Annotated in this window: 19 protein-coding genes; 4 read left to right on the top strand and 15 right to left on the bottom strand. The window is 59.3% G+C overall.

The genetic code is table 11. The features are described from left to right. Positions 1-39: 39 nt before the first annotated feature. The 9 genes from BUB54_RS05100 to BUB54_RS05140 all read right to left on the bottom strand — a co-directional run bounded on the left by BUB54_RS05100 (position 40) and on the right by BUB54_RS05140 (position 12,139). On the bottom strand, positions 40-3,897 hold the full coding sequence (locus BUB54_RS05100; protein WP_048878538.1) for a bifunctional nitrate reductase/sulfite reductase flavoprotein subunit alpha: 3,858 nt from the start codon (positions 3,895-3,897) through the stop codon (positions 40-42). A 19-nt stretch (positions 3,898-3,916) separates the two neighbouring features. After that, complete coding sequence (cobA, locus tag BUB54_RS05105) at positions 3,917-4,666, bottom strand: uroporphyrinogen-III C-methyltransferase (protein WP_048878513.1); 750 nt, start codon at positions 4,664-4,666, stop codon at positions 3,917-3,919. After that, on the bottom strand, positions 4,663-4,989 hold the full coding sequence (gene nirD, locus BUB54_RS05110; RefSeq protein ID WP_048878514.1) for a nitrite reductase small subunit NirD: 327 nt from the start codon (positions 4,987-4,989) through the stop codon (positions 4,663-4,665). Before nirD ends, cobA begins: the two co-directional genes overlap by 4 nt. After that, a complete protein-coding gene (nirB, locus tag BUB54_RS05115) occupies positions 4,989-7,373 on the bottom strand; it encodes a nitrite reductase large subunit NirB (RefSeq protein WP_241869354.1) in 2,385 nt (794 codons plus the stop codon). The genes nirD and nirB overlap by 1 nt, the downstream gene beginning before the upstream one ends. A 105-nt stretch (positions 7,374-7,478) precedes the next feature. Further along, the gene (locus tag BUB54_RS05120; RefSeq protein WP_048878515.1) at positions 7,479-8,705 is read right to left on the bottom strand and encodes a nitrate/nitrite transporter; all 1,227 of its coding nucleotides are present in this window, start codon (positions 8,703-8,705) and stop codon (positions 7,479-7,481) included. 263 nt (positions 8,706-8,968) lie between these two features. Further along, positions 8,969-9,955, bottom strand: a complete 987-nt coding sequence (locus tag BUB54_RS05125; RefSeq protein ID WP_048878516.1) for a CmpA/NrtA family ABC transporter substrate-binding protein — start codon at positions 9,953-9,955, stop codon at positions 8,969-8,971. Beyond that, entirely contained in the window at positions 9,952-10,416 is a 465-nt protein-coding gene (locus tag BUB54_RS05130; protein ID WP_241869355.1) for an ANTAR domain-containing response regulator, read from the bottom strand. The genes BUB54_RS05125 and BUB54_RS05130 overlap by 4 nt, the downstream gene beginning before the upstream one ends. A 397-nt stretch (positions 10,417-10,813) precedes the next feature. Then, positions 10,814-11,692 (bottom strand): sigma-70 family RNA polymerase sigma factor, encoded by an 879-nt coding sequence (locus BUB54_RS05135; RefSeq protein ID WP_048878518.1) that lies wholly within the window; start codon positions 11,690-11,692, stop codon positions 10,814-10,816. A 3-nt stretch (positions 11,693-11,695) separates the two neighbouring features. Then, positions 11,696-12,139, bottom strand: a complete 444-nt coding sequence (locus BUB54_RS05140) for a carboxymuconolactone decarboxylase family protein (protein WP_048878519.1) — start codon at positions 12,137-12,139, stop codon at positions 11,696-11,698. A gap of 217 nt (positions 12,140-12,356) precedes the next feature. Here BUB54_RS05140 and BUB54_RS05145 point away from each other — a divergent pair, with 217 nt between their 5' ends. The 4 genes from BUB54_RS05145 to BUB54_RS20190 all read left to right on the top strand — a co-directional run bounded on the left by BUB54_RS05145 (position 12,357) and on the right by BUB54_RS20190 (position 15,116). Next, positions 12,357-12,881 carry a TetR/AcrR family transcriptional regulator gene (locus tag BUB54_RS05145; protein WP_048878520.1) on the top strand — a complete coding sequence of 175 codons (525 nt, stop codon included), beginning with the start codon at positions 12,357-12,359 and terminating at the stop codon, positions 12,879-12,881. Further along, positions 12,878-14,014: an MFS transporter gene (locus tag BUB54_RS05150; RefSeq protein WP_048878521.1), complete on the top strand. Its 1,137-nt coding sequence runs from the start codon at positions 12,878-12,880 to the stop codon at positions 14,012-14,014. The genes BUB54_RS05145 and BUB54_RS05150 overlap by 4 nt, the downstream gene beginning before the upstream one ends. 163 nt (positions 14,015-14,177) lie before the next feature. Next, positions 14,178-14,717 carry a GNAT family N-acetyltransferase gene (locus BUB54_RS05155; RefSeq protein ID WP_241869356.1) on the top strand — a complete coding sequence of 180 codons (540 nt, stop codon included), beginning with the start codon at positions 14,178-14,180 and terminating at the stop codon, positions 14,715-14,717. Between the two features lie 216 nt (positions 14,718-14,933). Beyond that, positions 14,934-15,116 carry a hypothetical protein gene (locus tag BUB54_RS20190; RefSeq protein WP_139284803.1) on the top strand — a complete coding sequence of 61 codons (183 nt, stop codon included), beginning with the start codon at positions 14,934-14,936 and terminating at the stop codon, positions 15,114-15,116. On the opposite strand, the gene BUB54_RS05160 is transcribed toward BUB54_RS20190, so the two are convergent. From BUB54_RS05160 to BUB54_RS05185, 6 genes are all read right to left on the bottom strand, one after another. Continuing rightward, positions 15,090-15,527: a GNAT family N-acetyltransferase gene (locus BUB54_RS05160; protein WP_048878522.1), complete on the bottom strand. Its 438-nt coding sequence runs from the start codon at positions 15,525-15,527 to the stop codon at positions 15,090-15,092. The genes BUB54_RS20190 and BUB54_RS05160 overlap by 27 nt on opposite strands. Before the next feature lie 605 nt (positions 15,528-16,132). Further along, on the bottom strand, positions 16,133-16,858 hold the full coding sequence (locus tag BUB54_RS05165; RefSeq protein WP_048878523.1) for an amino acid ABC transporter ATP-binding protein: 726 nt from the start codon (positions 16,856-16,858) through the stop codon (positions 16,133-16,135). Beyond that, positions 16,836-17,495 (bottom strand): amino acid ABC transporter permease, encoded by a 660-nt coding sequence (locus BUB54_RS05170; RefSeq protein ID WP_048878524.1) that lies wholly within the window; start codon positions 17,493-17,495, stop codon positions 16,836-16,838. The genes BUB54_RS05165 and BUB54_RS05170 overlap by 23 nt, the downstream gene beginning before the upstream one ends. Beyond that, on the bottom strand, positions 17,492-18,163 hold the full coding sequence (locus BUB54_RS05175; protein ID WP_048878525.1) for an amino acid ABC transporter permease: 672 nt from the start codon (positions 18,161-18,163) through the stop codon (positions 17,492-17,494). The genes BUB54_RS05170 and BUB54_RS05175 overlap by 4 nt, the downstream gene beginning before the upstream one ends. Positions 18,164-18,183: 20 nt before the next feature. Continuing rightward, positions 18,184-18,972 carry a transporter substrate-binding domain-containing protein gene (locus tag BUB54_RS05180; protein ID WP_048878526.1) on the bottom strand — a complete coding sequence of 263 codons (789 nt, stop codon included), beginning with the start codon at positions 18,970-18,972 and terminating at the stop codon, positions 18,184-18,186. 583 nt (positions 18,973-19,555) lie between these two features. After that, positions 19,556-20,224: an SOS response-associated peptidase gene (locus BUB54_RS05185; RefSeq protein WP_048878527.1), complete on the bottom strand. Its 669-nt coding sequence runs from the start codon at positions 20,222-20,224 to the stop codon at positions 19,556-19,558. Positions 20,225-20,301: the final 77 nt, after the last annotated feature.

A 20,301-nucleotide genomic window follows, 5' to 3' on the forward strand; every position in this document is an offset into this window, starting at 1 on the left:
AAAAGAAATTTTCGTTAGCCTTCCAAAAACAATTAAGTTTCAGTACAAATCCCGAAGATAGCGCTTATCAGTAATCATTTTATCTAAATATGCGTTAGCAGCGCTTCGGTCCATGCAGCCGTGTAAGCCAAGAATTCCACATAGGCTTTCGTGTACATCTTTTGCCATGCACGCGGCATCGCCACAGATATAAAGATGCGCACCATCCTGAAGCCACGTCCAAAGCTGTGCGCCTTCCTCACGCAGCCTGTCCTGCACATAGATTTTTTGCACTTGGTCACGCGAGAAAGCCGTGGTGAGGTGATGCAGAAATCCATCGCGCGCCAGCGCCTCCAACTCTTCACGATAATAGAAATCGCTGGCTTCCCGTTGCTCACCGAACACCAACCAGTTGCGGCCCTTGGCGTTACGGGCTCGGCGCTCCTGCAAAAACCCCCGGAACGGCGCAATGCCGGTACCCGGACCGATCATGATGATGGACGTGGCATCGTCCGCCGGCAGATGAAAATGCCCGGAGGGCTGAATGAACAGCCCGGCCCCCGTTGCGCGGTCCGCCAGAAAGCGCGAGCAGAGCCCGCCACTGGGCCGGCCGGCGAATTCATGGCGAACGATGTTCACTGTCAGATGCACTTCACCGGGATGAACACTCTGACTGGAGGAAATAGAATAAAGGCGCGGGGTGAGCGGTTTTAAAACACCCAGCCATTCCTCCGGCGTGGCGCAAACGGTAAATTCCACCAGCACATCCCGTAATTGCCGGCCCCAAAGCCAAGCCTGCCGGGTTGGGTCATCCTGCGCCGGGAGTTGTACGGCCAGCGCCGGATCGCGCTCGGCGCAGAAGGCCAGCAGCGGCGGAGTCAGGCGGGAAATATCGCGCTTAGCCAACGCCTCGGGGGCTAGCCCCATCAGCTTGGCCATCTCCTCCAGCAGAGCTGGATCGTTTTCCGGCCAGACGCCCAATGCATCACCTGGCTGATAGCTGAGGCCGGATTCGGCCAGATCAAACACCAGATGCCGCGTTTCCTTTTCGGAACCTGAGGCATTCAAGCGGCGATTACCGGCCAACCGCGCCAGGAACGGGTTGGCGCGGGAAATAGCGGGCGTCGCCGTTGGAGCCAGGGCGGCTTCCTGCTGGCCGAGAGCTTCTTGCGCTCGCGCCAGCCAGGTTTGCACCTTGTCATCCTCGCCCGGCTCGCAATTCCAACGCGGCAGCAAGGGCTGCGCGCCCAGCGCGGCCAGGCGTGTTTCCAGCCGGGCGCCAAAGCCGCAGAACTGGGCGTAAGCCGAATCCCCGAAGGCCAGTACGCCAAAGCGCAATGCCTCCAGTCTCGGCGCGGTTTCCGCTGCCAGGGCTTGCCAAAAGCGGTCGCCATTATCCGGCGCCTCGCCATCTCCAAAAGTGCTGGCAAACACGAACACCGTGCCGGAGAGCGCGGATGGGGTCACATCATTCAATGCCCGCACTTCGGCATTCAGGCGCTGCGCTGCCTCCCGCGCATACCCCTCCGCCGTGCCGGTTTGCGAGGCGTAGAGAATGGTCACTGCCGCCGCCCCTGGTTCCGGTGCGCGGGAAAGCAACCCTGCCAGCAGGCCGTTGAGATAGAGCAACCGCTCCGGCGCCAGCGGCGCGTTGGCGGGCAATTTGGGGATTCCAGTGGGGTTCAGGCTATAGCCTTGCAGGAAGCCGTGCAGATAAAGCCGCTCTTCCACCGCCAGTTCCGGCAGGGCGATTTTGGTTCCCAGAAGCGCGCTCATGGGCGCCGGCGCTTCAGGCACAAGCATGGCCGGCTTAATGGCTTCCACCCGCGCCAGCGCCACAGCGCAGATTTTATATTCCGGCTGTAGGGAAATTTCGTCCACCGCAGCATTGGTGATCTGGTTGATGGCGAGATCGTCCCCGAACACATCGTTCCAATGAAAGGGAGCGAACAAGCAACCGGGCTGCACGCGGCCGCTGACCAAAGCGGGCAGCACAGCGCGGCCACGGCGGGAACGCAGTTCCAGGCTGTCCCCCTCCAGGAGCCCTAACGCCGCAGCATCCTGCGCGTGAATCTCCACGAACGGGCCGGTATTGAGCCTGTTGAGGGCGGGCACTTTCCCGGTTTTGGTGAGGGTGTGCCACTGGTGCTGCACCCGGCCGGTATTCAGGGTGAAAGGAAACGCCTCATCCGGCATCTCGGCGGGCGGCATACAGGGGCGTGGGTAGAACTGCGCCCTGCCGGAGGCGGCGGGAAAAAGTGGCGCGCCGCTTTCCATGTAGCGCACCGGATTGCGTGACGCGGCCTCCGGGCCGATGGGCCATTGCAGAGGGGTTTGCGCCAACCGGGCATGGCTGGCGCCGGAAATATCGTAGCCGGTGCGGGGATTGGAAAACCGCCTGATTTCATCGAAGATTTCGGCGGCGTTGTCATAGGCGAAGCCAGAATAGCCCATGGCTTTGGCCACCTCCGCCAACAATTGCCAATCCGCCATCGCCTCGCCGGGCGGGGGCACGGCCTGGGAAGCAAGCGTCATGTTTCGTTCGGAGTTCACCATCACCCCGTCCGCCTCGGCCCATAGGGCACCAGGCAGCAGAATATCCGCATAGGGGGCGGTTTCCGTGTCCAGATAGGCATCCTGTACAATCACCAATTCCGCCGCCTTCAGCCCGGCGATGGTGCGGCTGCGCGCCGGCATGCTGGCCACCGGGTTGGTACAGATGATCCAACATGCCTTGATTCGGCCTTGCGCCATCTCATCAAACATATCCACCGCCCCAGTAGCGGGGGCGTTTCGCAACGTGCCTAGGGGCAGGTTCCAGATGGTTTCGGTGAAGGCGCGGTCTTCCGCATTTTTTGCCGAACGCTGGCCGGGCAGGCCAGGGCCCATATAGCCCATCTCGCGCCCGCCCATGGCGTTGGGCTGGCCGGTAAGGGAGAATGGCCCCGCGCCGGTGCGGCAGATGGCGCCGGTGGCCAGATGCAGATTGCAAAGCGCATTGGTGTTCCAAGTGCCTCGTACGCTCTGGTTCAGTCCCATCGTCCAAAGGCTGACGAAACGCCGGCTGCGGCCGATCCATGCGGCGGCCTGACGAATATCGGCCTCTGCCAGCCCGGTCATCTCCGCCACGCGCAGCAGGGTGTAGTCTTCCAGCAAGGGCAGCATCGCGCCCCACCCTTCGGTATGGGCGGCGATGAAGGCGGGATCGGTTTTCCCCGCCTCGTGCAGCAGACGCAGAATACCGTTGATGAGCGCGATGTCGCTGCCTGGCCTAGGTTGCAGGAACAGATCCGCCTTGTCCGCCGTAGCGCTGCGGCGCGGGTCCACCACGATCAGCTTGGCACCCTGCTTAACGCGATCCATAAGGCGCAGGAACAGAATGGGGTGGCAATCCGCCATGTTGGCGCCGATGACCAGGAAGGTATCGGCATGGTCCAGATCGTCATAGGAGCCGGGCGGTGCATCCGCGCCTAGAGAAAGCTTGTAGCCAGAGGCGGCGCTGGCCATGCAAAGGCGGGAATTGGCCTCGACATGGCGTGTACGAATGAAACCTTTCGCCAGCTTGTTGGCGAGATATTGCGCCTCCAGAGACATTTGGCCGGAGATATAGAAGCCCACTGCATCCGGGCCATGTGCCTCAATAACCTCTTGAAGCTGCCTTGCAGTTTGCGCAATCGCCATGCTTAGGGGCACGGGCCGTTGCTCATCCTCCCGCACCGGACGCAGATAGGCGCTGGCCAAACGCCCTTGCGTCAGCGGCACGTGGCATGTCTGGCCCTTGGTGCAGAGCCGCCCCTTGTTGGCGGGGTGAGATTTGTCCCCGCTGACCTTGGTGACGCGCCCATCTTCCACCTGCAGCACAATGCCACACCCCACCCCGCAAAAGGGGCAGACGGATTTTACGGCTTCTGTGTTCATGCCATCCAATTGCTCGGCCTCAGGCAAAAGCTTCGGCCAGAAGGCTGGCGGGGTGGCGTTTTGCCAACGCATCGCCAACCAGAATCAGCACCGGCCCCTCCCCTGCTTCGCGCAGAGCTCCGGGCAAGCTACCCGCCGTGCTGTTGATGATACGCTCATCCGGCCTTGAGACATTCTCGATGGCGAGGGCTGGCGTTGCCGGGTCCAGCCCGCCTTCCACCAGATGCGCCGCGAAGCCGCCGAAACTTTGCGCGCCCATATACACCGCCAGAGTGCCGCCCTTCTGCGCCAGGGCGGCAAAATCATGCCCGGGGATTGAACCATCCGCCGCATGGCCCGCGACAAAATGCACCGCGCGCGACACCAGGCGCTGGGTGAGTGAGCGCTTGAGCGAGGCGGATGCCGCCAGGGCAGCAGTGATGCCGGGCACAATCTCATAAGCGATACCGGCCGCTTCCAGCGCCTGCATTTCCTCCGTAGCGCGGCCGAAGATCATCGGGTCGCCGCCTTTCAACCGCAGCACGATGCCGTCGCTGGCCAGTGCCTCCTGCACCAACAGCGCGCAAATCTCGTCCTGCGTCGCGGAATGGCGGCCGCAGCGTTTGCCAACATCGATAAGCTGCGCTGCCGGATTGGCAAGAGCGAGGATCTCCTCGCTCACCAGCGAATCATGCAGAATAACGGTAGAAATTTGCAGCAGGCGCAGTGCCCTTACTGTGAGCAGGTCCGGGTTGCCCGGCCCCGCCCCGGCCAGAAACACGCGGCTCATGGCGCTACCGCCAGCAACACGCGGCCATTTTCCAGCTTCACACTAAAACGCTTGGTACATCCATCATCCGGCCCCTCCACCTCACCGGTTTCCAACGAGATCACCCAGGCGTGCAGCGGGCAAGTGACGGAGGTGCCATGCACGATGCCCTGGCTGAGCGGGCCGTGCTTGTGCGGGCATTGATCGCGCAGGGCGAACACGCGGTCATCTGCAGTGCGGAAGATGGCGATGTCGCCCATGGCGGTTTTCACACAGCGCGCACCAAGACGAGGAATATCAGCGAGGGCACCGACGTCTGTGAAAATCGGAGAGATCATGTTCATTACACCAACTCCGCAAGCGGTTGATATTTCTGCCGATGTTTCGAGGCTTCCTCAGCCCAGGGATCGATCTGCGAGAAGCTTTGCGCATACAGAAATTTCGCATAGAGCGCTTTGCGGTTTGCCTCGTCATCAACCATCTGCGCCTGCACATATTTGAGACCCACACGCTCCACCCACGGGGCCGTGCGTTCCAGATAGCGCGCCTCTTGCCGGTAAAGTTGCAAGAATGCACCACAATATTCTAGAACCTCATCATCCGTCGTTACCTTGCAGAGCAGATCCGTGGCACGAACCTTTATGCCGGCATTGCCGCCAACATGCAGGTCCCATCCGGCCTCGGTAGCCACCACGCCGAAATCCTTGATCGTCGCTTCCGCGCAATTGCGCGGGCAGCCTGAGACAGCCAACTTCACCTTATGCGGATGCCAAGAGCCCCAGGTCATCTTTTCCAGCGCGATGCCCATAGCGGTGGAATCCTGCGTGCCGAAGCGGCACCATTCGGACCCCACGCAGGTTTTCACGGTGCGCAATGCCTTGCCATAAGCATGGCCAGAAACCATACCGGCGGCGTTGAGGTCCGCCCATACCGCGGGCAGATCCTCCTTTTTCACGCCAAACATATCCACGCGCTGGCCACCGGTGATCTTCACCGTGGGGATTGCGAATTTCTCGCACACATCGGCTATGGCACGCAGCTCCTTCGCGGAGGTGACCCCACCCCACATACGCGGAACGACGGAATAAGTGCCGTCCTTTTGGATATTGGCGTGCACACGCTCGTTTACGAAGCGTGATCGCGAATCATCCTGATATTCTCCGGGCCATTCGCACAACAGATAGAAATTCAAGGCCGGGCGGCAGGAGGCGCAGCCATCGGGCGTGGTCCATTCCAGCGCCTGCATCACGGCGGGAATACTCTTGAGACCTTGGGAGCGAATGCGCTGGCGCACCTCATCGTGCCCATGGCTGGTGCATTTGCACATCGGCTTCACCGTGGCGGGCTTAAAGTCGGCACCCAGGGTGAGCTTCAGCAGCCCTTCCACTAACCCCGTGCAAGAGCCACAAGATGCCGAAGCCTTGGTGCAGGCGCGCACATCATCCACGCTGGCGCTGCCGGCTTCGATAGCCTTGACGATGGTGCCTTTCTTCACGCCATTGCAGCCACAAATCTCGGCATCCTCGCCCAACATCGCCAGGCTCTCATGCGGGTCCGCAGCCGTGCTCACAGGACCGTGAATCACGGTTTCCCGTAAGGCACCGAGATCCTCGCCATCCTTCAGAAGCTGGAAATACCAGTTGGAATCGGATGCATCCCCAAAGCACACCACACCGGCCAGCCGGTTTTCCCTCAGGACTAGGCGTTTATAAACACCGCGCGCGGCATCGCGCAGCACAATATCCTCAGCGCCCTCGCCGCCCAGGAAATCACCCGCCGAAAACATCTCGATGCCCGAGACCTTCAGGCGCGTGCCCGTGGCCACGGGCGCGAAAGCGGTTTGCGCGACGCCGGTGAGATGATCCGCCGCGATTTTCGCCATGTCCCAAATGGGCGCCACCAAGCCAAAACATTGCTTCTCGAACTCGATGCATTCGCCGATCGCAAATACATCCGGGTCTGAGGTGCGCATCGCGGCGTCAACCTTGATGCCCCGGTCGCACTCCAGCCCCACGGCGCGGGCCAGCCCCGCATTGGGGCGGATGCCAACAGCCATCACCACCAGATCTGCCTCAATGCGCGTGCCGTCCTTCAGGCGCACGGCGGTAACGGCACCGTCTTCACCTTCGCCTTCCAATTCTTCTGTGTTGGCATCAGTAAAAATTTGCATTCCCCGGGCCAAAAGATTCTGCTCCAGTAGGTGCGCGGCTGAGGAATCCAACTGGCGTTCCATGAGGGTAGGCATCAGATGCACCACCGCCACCTCCATGCCGCGCAGATTAAGCCCATGCGCCGCCTCAAGCCCCAGCAGCCCGCCGCCTATGACCACGGCTTTCCGGCTGGGTTGGGCAATGGCCAGCATGTCGTCCACATCCGCCTTGGAACGGAAGGTCATCACACCCGGCCGCCCGGCACCAGGCAGCGGCAGCGTGATTGGGTTAGATCCGGTAGCAATCAGCAACTTATCGTAAGCGCGCTCCGTACCACCATGTCCGCGCACGATCTTTTTCGCGCGGTCAATCCAGTCCACATGCTCGCCCGCCACCAGATCGATCTGGTTTTCCTTGTACCAGTCGAGCGAGTTGATCACGATCTGATCGAAACTCTTGTCACCCGCCAGCAACGGTGAAAGCATGATACGATCGTAGTTCGGATGAACTTCTGCACCAAACACCGCTATTTCGAATTTCCTAGGTGCGCGCTTAAGAATTTCCTGAACTGTTCGCATTCCGGCCAAGCCGTTTCCGACTATCACCAATTTTTCGACGCCCACGGCGAACACTCCTTATGATTACATGCCCCGGCACGTTCCAGTGCTGGGGATCGCGTTTTGTCAGATACGAACGGAACCTTCTTCATAACCGCGAGAAAAGCTCATGCGCCATTCATTGCGGACAATGTTGATGCCAATGAAGGCAATCAATGAAACAACAGCGAAGATCAGGAAACCATCCTGGTAAGATCCAGTCCATTGCTTTGAAAAGCCGAGGGAAGATGCCAAGAAAAAGCCTCCCAGCCCGCCCGCGCAACCAACCACACCGGTGACGACGCCGATCTCTTTCACATACCGCACTGGGACAAGCTGGAACACTGCACCATTACCGGTGCCCAACGCGAACATGGCGATGGCGAAAGTGCCCAGCGCAGAAGCCGAATTTGGCAAACCGAAACTCACCGTAACCAGCGCCGCACAGGCCAGTGCGTAAAGCACCGCCAGCACGTTGATGCCGCCCACACGGTCCGCCAGCCAGCCGCCGATGGGCCGGAACAACGAGCCCACAAACACACAGGCCGCGCTTGAATAGCCCGCCTGCACCGGGGTGAGGCCGTATTGTGTGTGGAAGTAAATTGGCAAGGAAGAGGCGAGCCCGACAAAACCGCCGAAGGTCACACCATAGAACAGCATGAACCAGTACGTGTCCTTCATGCCGAGAACCCGTAGGTAGTAGCTAAGATTTTTCTTCGCCACCTGCTCCGGTGCATCTTTGGCGAGGATAATGAACAGCACCAGCACCACCAGCATCACACCCGCTGCCATGCCAAACACATTAGTCCAACCAAAGACCAACCCGAGGCCAGGCGCGAACAAAGCCGCCAGCACGGTGCCGAAATTTCCTGCCCCCGCCAGGCCCATGGCCTTGCCTTTATGCTCCACCGGATACCAACGTGCGGCCATCGGCAATGCGATAGCGAAGGACGCCCCCGCCATGCCCAGCACCACGCCCAGCCCCAGAATGGCAGCAAAGCCCGGTACGCCGAACAGCCAGGCGGCGACAAGACCGAGGATCACAACAATTTGCGAGAAGATACCTGCCTTTTTGCCACCGATATGGTCGGCCAGCGTGCCGGTGAATAGCCGCAGCAGCGCACCCGCCAGAACCGGCGTGGCGACCATCAAACCCTTATGGGCGGGGTCGAGATTGAGCGCCTTGGCAATCTGAATGCCCAGCGGTCCCAACAACACCCAGCACATGAAGCTGAGATCGAAATACAGAAATGCGGCCAGCAATGTGGCAAAATGGCCGGATTTGAGAAAGCTCTTGCCTAGTGCTTGAGACATTGAACACCTGGTCGTAGCGCCGTATCGCGCCACACGCCGGCCATCTTTGGCCCGCTACGTCAAAGAATGGGGCTCGCCCCCAATTCTAACTTTCTCAATCTCCGTTGATCGGAAAGTGCGCGGCATGTACGCCGCATATTGCGATGAAGCAGGTATACTGATGAGAACTCAAGCGTGTTTTTTAGAAAAAACGCCAAGCCAAAACGTGTTCAGCCTTTACTTTAATCCTTCAAAACAAAAGAAAGGCAAATATAGACCAATATTTACTCATACATGACTTCCAGGGGTGGCGGTACGTCTTTTTCCCACTCACCACCCGCGCACAGGAATAGGTCTGGACGGTAGAGTTGCTCTGTCACGCCCTCCAGCCCAGCAGGAGCCTTGCTCCAACGTTGCATCTGCCGCGCATACCATTGCGCCTGCGTGACGGAGGGGTAAGGGGCGGTGAAACTGGGGCCACCTTTTTCGCTATCCAGCGCCTCGGCCAACAGGTCCGCCGGAAGATCGAGATATTCCGGCCGCTCCAGCAACGCCGCCAGTTTGGCGCGCGATTCGGGGGCGGCACATTCACGCTGGGTGCGCAGCAAAACCTGCAGCATAAGGTGCAGGCGCTCTGGCGCCGTGGCCACGAAATCCGCCTGCAGCGTCAGGCACTTTTCAGGATGTCCCGGCCAGATATCCCGGCTGCGGCAAGCGGTGAAGCCCATGCCCGCCTTGTTTGCCACCAAACCCCAGGGTGCGCCGACACAAAACCCGTCAATTGCGCCCGCAGCCAGGCTGCCGACCATTTCAGCGGGCGGCAGCACCGTGATCTCCACATCCTGGTCCGGCTGGACGCCCTGGGTGGTAAGCCAGTGGCGCAGCAGCAAATCATGCGAAGAGAAGCCGTGAACCACCGCCAGGCGTAAACGCTTGCGCGCCACCAACCCGGCCATGCCATGTTGGTTAAAAATCTCCTGGCAGGCAACAGAAAGCGTGACGCTGTTGCCCTCAGCGGAGAGGCTCATTGGCACCGCTAGCGCCACTTTCCGCCCGCGCAGCCCGGCCGCGCAGGCCATAGCTAGAGGCGGCAATACCACCGCCCCGTCCAACATATTATAGACCAACTTGTCGGCTATATTCGCCCAAGAGGGCTCGATGGAAAGCGCCACCTCCAGTCCTGCCTCAGCAAATAGCCCTTCATGCTTGGCTAGGATCACGGGCGCGGCGTCGCATAGCCGCAACAGCCCCAGGCGGATTGGTTCATTCATGGTTTCTGCCCCTTACACGTCTGCGCGGCCAAATAATCAGCCGCCACATCGGCCAGACGTTTCTGCTGGTCCATCGCGCGGCGCTGCAGGAACCGATGGGCGGCGGGCTCGCCCATCCGCTCCTCTTTCATCAACACGCGCTTGGCGGCGTCAATGGTACGACGCTGGGCAGCCTGCCCCTCTACCTCCTGCAATTTCGCCGCGACCTCCTGGTTACGCTGGAAAAACGCCACCGCCAGTTGCATCACCAGCTTGGCAGCATCCGGCGCCACGTCTTGCCCATGATAAGAACTGACCCCAGCGCTGATTGCTTGTTGCATAAAGCCAGGGTCGTCATTGTCGAGAAACATCACGACAGGCGGAGCGCCATTTAACGCAGGCAATGAATCCAGCATGTCACGGTCCGGGCGAGCCATATCCACCAACACCACGTCGGGCCGCAACCGTTCCACTTCAGCCATTAACGACGCTTCTCCCGCCAAGGGAGTGATCGAAAAAGCAGCACCCAACTTTATTAATTGTGCAGTTAGAGCCTCGCGACGCACTTCATTAGAATCGGCTAGCAGGATTTTCATGGTAATCGGAAGTCCATGAGCCGATGTTCAGCAACTTTCTTGCCAACGGCGCTGCTCTATGATTTGGCATGAGCGGCATGGCGGCTTAAATTGTAGGGAATGTGAGTAGTGGCGCAAGCGGTACCGCAAAGCCAGTCTTTTTAAACTTAGAGTATGTCCGCTATCTCACTTTTTAATCCAAAGGCTGCCATTCCGCTCACGGCCCTTCCTACATGCTGGCAAGGCAGCACCCAACGCATCTGTTTTGCCTAGCTTCTATCTCACTTTATCTGGATCTTACCTATCAGAGGCCAAGCACCGCAGCGATCGTAGCTAGCTTTTCCGGATTTCGAATAATGTAGACCGCTGCGATACGCTGGTCCTCCATATCTAGGACAGTCACCTGGGGCAAGCCGTCCGGCTCCTTCGTTACGAACCCGGGCATACCGTTGATGAGGCCGCAATATAACGAGACCGGCGCGCCCACCTTCTTCAACGCAAGCCTTGCAAGCATGCGCGCTGTTTTCTCGGCGCCATGGATGAGATTAAGAGCTGCCGGGCGGATGCCACCCCCGTCGGTATGCAGAACCACATCTTCGGCCAGCAGATCGCGCAGGGCCACCTCATCGCCGGTCTGGGTCGCGGTCAGAAAGGCTCTCGCCAACCGCGTGCCATCCGCCTCAGAAACCTCGTGACGGGGCTTTGATTCGCCTAAACGTTGACGGGCACGTACCGCCACTTGTCGGCACGCCGCCTCCGACTTGTGGAGAAGGGGCGCAATCTCGTTGAACCCCATGTCAAACAGGTCGTGCAGGATAAAAATGGCCCGCTCCGGCGGCGAGAGACGTTCAAGGGTAAGAAGAAAGGCAAGTGATACACTCTCGGCTCTCACCCAGACTTCCTCCTGCGGCGCGCCCTGATATTCCAGCACGGGCTCCGGAAGCCAGGGCCCAACATAGGCTTCCCGTCGTACCTGAGCCGATTTCAAGTGATCGAGGGCTAGCCGCGCCGCCGTCTTCATCAGCCGCGCACGGGGGAGCGAGATTTCCGCTCGCACCGCCCCTTCCCAGCGCAGGAAAACCTCCTGCGCTATATCCTCGGCCGTGGCGTGCGAGCCAGTCATCCGATAGGCGAGACCAACCAAAGCCGCCCGATACGGAAGAAAGCTCGCCGCCGCATCCATCTGCTATTTGCCCACGGGAACCGAGCGGAAGCCGATGGCCAGCCGGTTCCAAGCATTGATGGTCGCGACGAGCAAAGACAGCTTCACGATCTCCCCCTCGGAGAATTCAGCCTTCAACGCGTCCCAGTCCTCATCCGGGGCATGGGTTTCGGAAATGAGCGTCAACGCCTCAGTCCAGGCCAGGGCCGCCCGTTCACGCGAGCTATAAAACGGCGCCTCGCGCCAGGCGTCGAGCAGAAGCAGGCGGGTCGCCGTCTCGCCGCCCTTCATGGCGTCCGTTGTGTGCATGTCAATGCAAAAGGCGCAGCCATTGATTTGGGAAGCGCGGGTCTTAACCAACTCGATCAAGCTCTTCTCCAGGCCAGAGGTCGCCACGGCCTTCTCAAGAGCCAGCATTGCTTTCATGACGTCAGGTGCTGCTGCATAGTAATCGATGCGGGATTCCATAGTATCGCTCCTATTTGCGGTTGCGCAGATAAGACGAGGTAGCCCCGAAAAATGTGACAGGACTTTTATTATTTAACGTCGAATCCCAGTAGCAGTCATTCGTTGGCGTTGGCCAGCAACGACTGCTGCGGGACAAAGCCGATCTCGGACTATACTGACTTGCAATGTACAACGATCGTTTTACATTGGTACCCATGGACACCGAACGAGGCTTACCATGGACATGACCACCAAGCTCATCGTCGCCGCCGAGCGGCTCTTTGACCGTCACGGCTACATGGCCACCGGCATGGATCGGCTGACCGAGGCGGCTGGGATGTCGAGCCGGACGCTTTACAAGCACGCCGGCAACAAGGCGCAACTCATGGCGCGGGTGTTGATGGAGCGGAACCGCCGTTTCATGGCCCGGTTCGAGGTGCAGACCGTCGACGCGCTGTTTGCAGCTCTCGAGGACTGGGTCCGTGTCGAGGGAACACGGGGATGCCTGTTCCTACGCTCACGCGCCGAGACCGGCGGCGACACGCCCGAGATCGCCGAGGCGGTCGCGGCGCACAAGGCGGCTTTTCACCGACGGATCGAGCAGGTCGTCGAAGCGAACCTCGGGCACGAGGACCCGATACTGGCCGAGCAGGTACTGGTTCTCCTTGAGGGGGCAACCCACGCGGCGGTCTACAGGGGCGCAGACGCCGTATCCGCCGCGCGGGCGGCGGCGAGCATCCTGATCGCGAAGGCACGCACATGAGCCCCACCCTTCGCATCAGCGCGACAGGCTTCGGCTTGATCGCGGTCTGTTACGGCTTTGCCCGCTTCGCCTTTGGACTGTTCCTGCCGCAGATCGACGGCGATCTGAGCCTCGGCCCCTCGCTCAGCGGTATCATCTCCGGCGGCTCCTTCGCCGGCTACTGCGTCGCCATCCTTGCCTCGGTCATCCTGACCGAACGTGTCGGCGCCCGTGCCGTCGCCGTTGGGGCGGCCATAGTCGCGGCAATCGGCATGGCCGGGATCGCGCTCGCGCCGTCACCGCTGATCCTTACCGGTGCCGTGGTGGTGGCTGGGTCGAGCACGGGTCTTGCCTCCCCGCCCATGGCCACTGCCGTGGCGGCCGTGGTGCGCAAGAGCCGTCAGGATCTCGTGAACACCGTTATCAATGCCGGGACGAGCGCGGGTGTGGCCCTGACGGGGCCGATCGCCCTGGCCATTGCCGGACAGTGGCGGCTGGCTTTCGGCGCATTCGCCGCCGTCGCGGTGGTGCTCGCGATTGCGGCTGCAGTCTCCCTTCCTGCTTCCGCTGGTGGCAAGGGCGCTGGCGGTGTGCCTCCGATGAATGGCTCGATCTTGCGTCTGGTCTCCGCGTCATTCTTGATGGGAGCGGCGAGCACCGCCCTGTGGTCCTTCGGAGGTCAGCTCGTCTCGCAACAACTGGACTGGGGGCCGACCGGGACCGGCATCCTTTGGACCTGCATCGGCGCTGGCGGTATTGCCGGAGCCTGGGCCGGCACCCTTGTCAATCGGTTCGGTCTCGCCCCTGTTCACTGGACTTTTCTGGGATTGATGGCAGTGGGCATACTCGCGGTCGGATCAGGTATTGCCACTCCCGCACTCGCATTGATCGGAGGCGCTCTCTTTGGCGCGGCGTACATGATGTTGACGGGGGTCTACCTCGTTTGGGGAACGCACGCCCTGCCAGACCGTCCCGCGACTGGGCTCATGATCGGGTTCCTGACCATCGCCGTTGGCCAGACCGCCGGAGCGCCGCTCTTCGGGTTTCTGATGGCGGGACCGGGCGCAGGACCAGCCGTGATCTGCTTTGCCGTCGTAGCTCTCCTCGCCGGGGCCTTCAAAGCAAGAGGCGCAATCGACGGTATGCCCGCGTAGCTTAGTTGGGGGGATTTCTGCAGGGCAGCTTGCGGTCAAAATATGCGGATATCGGATATCACCCTTCTGGCGAGGTTGAAACAGACGCTGGCTGTTGGCGGCTTCCTTTGCTCCGGGATTTTCCGGGTCTTTGCTCCGGCTTACTGGGACAAGTGACACCGCCATGGGCTACAAACACGACATGACAAACTGTTCGATCACCCTCGCCATTGCCGATGCAGCCGACTACCCGGCTTTCAAGAGGGAACTGCAGGAAGCCTTTGCAATTGCCGTCATCGCCGAAAATGGCGCTTTGCCGGATGGGCCGATCCCCTCCGATCAGGAACTCGATACGGCAATCGCCGCGCCTGATTCGGTGGTTTTGCGGATCCTCCGTGAGAACAAGCCGGTGGGCGGCGCCATCGTTACTATTAACGATACGACGCACCGAAACGCGCTTGATCTCTTTTTCATTAAGTCTGGTGAAATTGGACGCGGGCTAGGGTACCAAGCCTGGATCGCGATCGAGCAGAGATATCCGCAGACCCTGACCTGGGAGACACATACCCCCTATTTCGAGAAACGGAACATCCATTTCTACGTCAACAAATGTGGCTTCAAGATTGTCGAGTTTTTTAATACCCATCATCCTGACAAGCACAGACCAAGCCCCGACGAAGTTCCCGGCCTGGACGAAGGCTTCCGATTCGAAAAGGTCATGTAAGCCTTCAAGATTCTGAACTGGTCACGCTGAAACCTCGACGGTGCCAGGTTGGCTGGCGGTGAGAGATCGAAGGACCGGTCCTGGATGGCACGTTGCCGCCTTGCTATGGTTCGGTAGGGTCGTGAACTGCCGGCGCGACCGGTAGCCGCCAATGGCCGTTTATCTCATTTGCTGATCCAGACCTGCCATTTCGCATTCGGTCCCGCTCCCCGTCCTATGCCTGAGATCCACGCGATGGATACAGAGCGGTTTGGTTGGGAGGAAAGCGGCATGGCAGCTTCCGAATCCAGCTCTGCAAAAGCTGCCATCACCTGCGGGGACTTTGGGAAACGCGGATCGTGGTTTATTTTTATGGGCGAAGGCAATTCGTTGTTACGCGGGTTTGGTGTAAATATCTGAACGAAGCACTTCCATAAATCGCCACGGATTGCCGATTTCAGTAAATCCGAATTGGGCGTAGAGGGCATGGGCATCTGACGTCAGAAGCAGCAACCTGCGGAGACCTTTCAAGTCCGCATGTTCCATTACTTCACGCATCAACCATTTAGACAAACCTTTTCCGCGATGGCCCTCTAAAACGAACACGTCTGCCACGAGGGCAAAAGTAGCCTTATCGGTTACAATCCGTGCAAAGCCTACCTGGGAACCTTCCGAATAAATGCCAAAGCAGAGCGAGTTTTTTATCGCTTTCTCTACGATGTCTCGGGGAATTCCAGGGGACCAATAGGATTCTTCATTCAAAAATCGATATACGACCTCGACATCAATTTTAGCTGCATCGGACGAAATCTCATAACCAGGCACGCTCATGAAGTCGCATCTCATAATTCAAGGTTGATAGAGCCCCTCCAGTGTTGCCGATCGAACTGGCCAAGGCAATGTCGGCTGTAGAGTATTGTTATCATTGGCGGCAACGTCAAAATTTGGTAGTCATCTGCCAAAGCGTCCTTGGGTCACCAATGGCAGCTAATGCTATTCTCCGCTCCGAAGCGGTCGGACCGCTTAGGCCCGTTTCTACTGTTGGATCATATAACGCCGAATAACGACAAAAGCAGATTTCCGCCCAGCAACTTACCGCCGACGAAAGTTGCGGCATCAAGGAAAAAGTACACTGAAAAACAGCAAAAAAGTGCACAAGATGCATGACGAACGAAACGTAAGCATCCGACCAGTATCGCGGGATAATTGAGATATTTTTGGTGAGTTTTCAGGTCGGCTGCATGTGCTGCCTGACTTTTCTAGCCTCACTAGTATCACCATGTACCTCATCGCGGATGATGCGTGTCTTTACCTCACTCAGATACTGCATAAGCGCTTTATTCAACTCCTGAAATTCCAGCCACGGCACTTGCGAAAGCCGGCCGCCCCCCCTTATGGGGCAATACCAACGTGGTTTTGCTCCTCCATTGATAAGGTTACTGCATCCCCAGGAATTGTTGCAACTCAGCCGTGGTGGGAGCGTTGAACACCTGCTCTGGCGGTCCGCTTTCATGAAGACGTCCCTGATGCATGAACACCAACCGATGACAGACTTCCCGGGCGAAGCGCATTTCATGCGTCACCATCACCAGTGTCATCCCCTGGCGGGCCAAGTCTCGTACCACAGCCAACACCTCGTTCACCAACTCGGGGTCGAGGGCTGAGGTGATCTCGTCGCACAATAATGCGAGAGGCTGCATGGCGAGCGCGCGGGCAATAGCCACGCGCTGCTGTTGTCCACCAGAGAGCTGGCCTGGATAAGCATCGAATTTCTGCTCCAGCCCCACACGGTCCAACATCTCGCGGGCCAGCGCCTCTGCTTCACCTTGGCGAGTCTTCTTCACCACCGTTGGCGCCAGCATCACATTGCGCCCTACGGTCAAGTGCGGGAACAGATTGAATTGCTGGAAGATCATGCCAATCTTTTGGCGCAGCAAGCGCAACTGGTTGGGGCTGTCCATCACGCTGGTGCCTGCCACCAATATGCTTCCTTCCTGAAAGCTCTCCAACCCGTTGATGCAGCGCAGGAGCGTGGACTTGCCCGAGCCGCTCTTGCCAATGAGTGCGATCACCTCGCCCGGCTCGATATCCAGTGAGATGCCTTTCAGCACCTCGTTCTGGCCATAACTTTTATGAAGATTAGTGAGCGAGATGAGCGGCATTGAGCCTCCGTTCGAGCCAGCGGCTACCCATAGCAATAGGAAAGCAGAGGGCAAAATAAATAAGCGCCACAAGCCCGTAGACGGTAAAAGGCTCGAACGTGGCATTGGTGATGGCGGTGCCCGCCTTGGAAAGCTCGACAAAGCCGATGATCGAGGTGAGCGCCGTACCTTTGATTACCTGAACCATGAACCCCACCGTAGGGGCGGTAGCGATACGCAGAGCCTGCGGCAGAATAATGTAGCGCATCAGCTCGACGTAGGAGAGGCCGAGGCTCGCCCCTGCCTCCCACTGGCCGGGCGGCAAGGCTTCCGCACAGCCGCGCCAGATGTCCGCCAGGAAGGCGGAGGTCCAGAGCGTCAACGCCATCCAGGCTGCCACCCAGGCCGGCACATTGAAGCCGAACAAGGCCGGGGTGAAGAAAGCCAGGAACAGTTGCATCAGCAGCGGCGTGCTCTGGAACAGCTCGATATAGCCGCGCGCGAGATGAGCGATATACACCCGGTGCTGCACGCACAGGAACAGAACGATCAGCCCTACCACGAACCCGCCAAGGAAGGCGCCGAGCGAGAGCAGTAGCGTCCAGCGCGTGGCGAGAATCAGGTCGCGCAGAATATCCCACGTGGAAAATCCCATCATCGGGCCTTGCCTCCGGGAAAGATCCGCTTGCCGCCCAGGCGCAATATTTGCCGCAGCAGCAGCGCCAGGATCAGGTAAAGCGCCGTGACCACAAAGTAAGCCTCGAACGCCCGGAAGCTGCGGGACTGGATGAACGAAGCGGCATAGGTAAGTTCCTGCACGCTGATCTGCGAGCACACGGCCGAGCCCAGCATCACGATCACCACCTGGCCAGACAAAGCCGGCCAGATGCGCGAAAGGGCTGGCACCAGCACAATATGCCGGAAAATCTGCGGGCCAGAGAGGCCAAGGCTCGCCCCCGCCTCACGCTGCCCGCGCGGCGTGGCGGTAATGCCTGCGCGCACAATCTCGGTGCCATAGGCACCGAGATTAATCACCATCGCCAAAATCGAGGCGTCGATGGCGTTCAGATGCACGCCTACCGATGGCAAGCCGAAGAAGATGAAGAAAAGCTGGATAATGAACGGCGTATTGCGGATCAGCTCGACATAGGTGCCAACCGGCACTCGCAGCCAGAGCGGCCCGCCGGACCGCGCCCAAGCACAGAGAATGGAAACGATAATTCCCAGTACTGTGCCAAACAGGGTCAACTCCACGGTGATGAGCACACCGTGGAGAATGACCGGAATATATGGGATCAGTGCGCCGAATTCGAAATGATAGACCATGCGCCTTCAGGTCCGGCTACTCAGAAGCTGGCAGGCAAGGGTTGCTTCAGCCAGGTTTCGCAGATCTTGTTCAGCGTGCCGTCGGCCTTCGCGGCGGCGATAATCGCATTCACCTTCGCCATCAAAGCAGGCTGGCCCTTATTCACGCCCACATAGCAGGGGGAGCTTTGCAAGATGAATTTCAGTTCCGGCTTGCGGGGCGGGTTGCGCGCCATAATCACCGCGACGGTGGAACTGTCCGTGTCGATAAGCTGCGTCTGGCCAGACAGAAATGCCGCAATAGTCGACTGGTTGTCGCCATAACGCATGATCTTCGTGCTGGACGGGGCGATCTTGGCCAGTGCCATGTCCTCGATATTGCCGCGCGTCACGGCAACGGTCATGCCAGCCAAGTCGACGGCGGACTTCACCTTGATATCCGCCGGGCCGAACACCCCGCTGAAGAACGGGGCATAGGCACTAGAGAAGTCGATCACCTTGGCACGCTCAGAGTTCTTGCCGAGGCTCGAAATGATCAGGTCCACCTTGTTGGTCTGCAGATAGGGGATGCGGTTTTCGGATGTCACCGGCACCATATGCAGCTTCACGCCCATTTTGGCGGCGATCAACTTGGCCATGTCGATATCATAGCCTTGTAAATTCATGTCCGGTCCCACGAAGCCCCAGGGCGGCAGATCCTGCGGCACCGCCACGCGCAGCACACCGGATTTCATGATGTTGTCCAGCGTGTCCGCAAAGGCGGCAGGAGCGCCAGTCAAGCTTCCAGCCACGGCAGCGATCATGGCGGTAAAATGCCGGCGTGTGGTCATAAGTGTGTGTCCCCGATTTGATTTAGTCTTGTGAGCATGAGCAAGAAGGGTGCCAATGGAGAAAAAGGTGCGCCGGAAACGGGCAAGCCTACGCAGAAACCTTAAGTGGTGAACGCGGCGCCAGGGCACTGCCTATTTTTTAGCTTTTCAGAATCGTGGGCGGACTTGCCGCCTCACGCGCTTCAGTCTCGCTGCTTAGGGTGCTGGGCACAGTGACCCATCTGTTCATGACAAAACTCTGCGTTACAATGCAGCGGGAGGAACGCTCACAGCCGAAGCTAGACTGGTCATGCTGGTTGATATGGAAGCATCATGTTCCATGGCGGACGACAGCTCTGGAGCAAATCCGCGACGGCAAACTCGTTGAGGGCCGGGCCTTAGTCGGATGAGCAGGTCTCCTTGATGTAGAGCGGTCGTCTCGGTTCGCCGTAAACGGCTTTTTCGAAATCGGACAATCCCCGGGTCAGTTCGCCAACCTGGGTCGTCATCTGTCGGCACAAACGTTGGCCGCTAATCGCGGCTTACCTTATTTCTCGCTCTAAACCGGACAGGCAGTTACCGGCCCGTCTTTGCCAAAACGCGGTCAGCGTTGTACCTCCTCCACCAGTTGCGCGTCGTTATTCGTCGGGCTGTTCACCCGACGGCTGACGGGCCAGGCTTTGAGAATCTCAACGCCTGCGGGCCGCAACAACCCGCCTGGATCCCCGTCATCATGACCCAGCCATAACGACCAATCCCCCGCTTCCACGATCACCGGCATCCGGTCATGGATCGGATGGGCTATTTCGTTGGCGCTGGTCGTGATGAGGGTAAAGCTACGCAGCCTGACGCCACCCTCCCCTTGCCAAACATCCCAAATCCCGGCCAGCATCATCGGCGCGCCATCCTGTCGAGCAAAGGCGTAGGGTTGCTTGCCGTCCGGTGCGACTTGCCACTCGTAATAAGCATCCGCCGGCACCAGGCAGCGGTTATGGGCAAAAGCGGCTCGGAACATCGGTGATTTCGCCACCGTCTCAGCGCGCGCATTGATCGGTTTGCGCTCGGTATTCGGGTCATCTGCCCAGTGCGGCACAAAACCCCAAGTGAGCAGGTCGAGATGCCGCTCTCCCGTTTTGGGGTGACGACGCACCGCCATGGCCTGCTGGCTGGGCGCAATATTCCAACTCGGCGCCACGTTTGGCACTGGGTTCACCGCCTTGATCATCTGGGCGATTGCCTCGGGTGGCGTGGTACTGACAAACCGTCCGCACATACGCGGAGCCTACCGTGCCATGTCCGGTTTGCAATCCTTGAGTCTTTTTAGCTTGCTGGCACGGCGCGCTCTCGATT

The sequence above is a fragment of the Acidocella aminolytica 101 = DSM 11237 genome, from assembly GCF_900129125.1.
Taxonomy (GTDB): Bacteria; Pseudomonadota; Alphaproteobacteria; order Acetobacterales; family Acetobacteraceae; genus Acidocella; species Acidocella aminolytica.

Coding starts and splice junctions, on each gene's coding strand:
- BUB54_RS05175 (WP_048878525.1), bottom strand. CDS start 18,163: ATGGTCTATCATTTCGAATTCGGCGCACTGATCCCATATATTCCGGTC.
- BUB54_RS05155 (WP_241869356.1), top strand. CDS start 14,178: ATGGGCTACAAACACGACATGACAAACTGTTCGATCACCCTCGCCATT.
- BUB54_RS05150 (WP_048878521.1), top strand. CDS start 12,878: ATGAGCCCCACCCTTCGCATCAGCGCGACAGGCTTCGGCTTGATCGCG.
- nirB (WP_241869354.1), bottom strand. CDS start 7,373: ATGCGAACAGTTCAGGAAATTCTTAAGCGCGCACCTAGGAAATTCGAA.
- BUB54_RS05185 (WP_048878527.1), bottom strand. CDS start 20,224: ATGTGCGGACGGTTTGTCAGTACCACGCCACCCGAGGCAATCGCCCAG.
- BUB54_RS20190 (WP_139284803.1), top strand. CDS start 14,934: ATGCCTGAGATCCACGCGATGGATACAGAGCGGTTTGGTTGGGAGGAA.
- BUB54_RS05135 (WP_048878518.1), bottom strand. CDS start 11,692: ATGGATGCGGCGGCGAGCTTTCTTCCGTATCGGGCGGCTTTGGTTGGT.
- BUB54_RS05170 (WP_048878524.1), bottom strand. CDS start 17,495: ATGATGGGATTTTCCACGTGGGATATTCTGCGCGACCTGATTCTCGCC.
- BUB54_RS05160 (WP_048878522.1), bottom strand. CDS start 15,527: ATGAGCGTGCCTGGTTATGAGATTTCGTCCGATGCAGCTAAAATTGAT.
- BUB54_RS05180 (WP_048878526.1), bottom strand. CDS start 18,972: ATGACCACACGCCGGCATTTTACCGCCATGATCGCTGCCGTGGCTGGA.
- nirD (WP_048878514.1), bottom strand. CDS start 4,989: ATGAACATGATCTCTCCGATTTTCACAGACGTCGGTGCCCTCGCTGAT.
- BUB54_RS05140 (WP_048878519.1), bottom strand. CDS start 12,139: ATGGAATCCCGCATCGATTACTATGCAGCAGCACCTGACGTCATGAAA.
- BUB54_RS05120 (WP_048878515.1), bottom strand. CDS start 8,705: ATGTCTCAAGCACTAGGCAAGAGCTTTCTCAAATCCGGCCATTTTGCC.
- BUB54_RS05130 (WP_241869355.1), bottom strand. CDS start 10,416: ATGGCTGAAGTGGAACGGTTGCGGCCCGACGTGGTGTTGGTGGATATG.
- BUB54_RS05125 (WP_048878516.1), bottom strand. CDS start 9,955: ATGAATGAACCAATCCGCCTGGGGCTGTTGCGGCTATGCGACGCCGCG.
- BUB54_RS05145 (WP_048878520.1), top strand. CDS start 12,357: ATGGACATGACCACCAAGCTCATCGTCGCCGCCGAGCGGCTCTTTGAC.
- cobA (WP_048878513.1), bottom strand. CDS start 4,666: ATGAGCCGCGTGTTTCTGGCCGGGGCGGGGCCGGGCAACCCGGACCTG.
- BUB54_RS05165 (WP_048878523.1), bottom strand. CDS start 16,858: ATGCCGCTCATCTCGCTCACTAATCTTCATAAAAGTTATGGCCAGAAC.
- BUB54_RS05100 (WP_048878538.1), bottom strand. CDS start 3,897: ATGAACACAGAAGCCGTAAAATCCGTCTGCCCCTTTTGCGGGGTGGGG.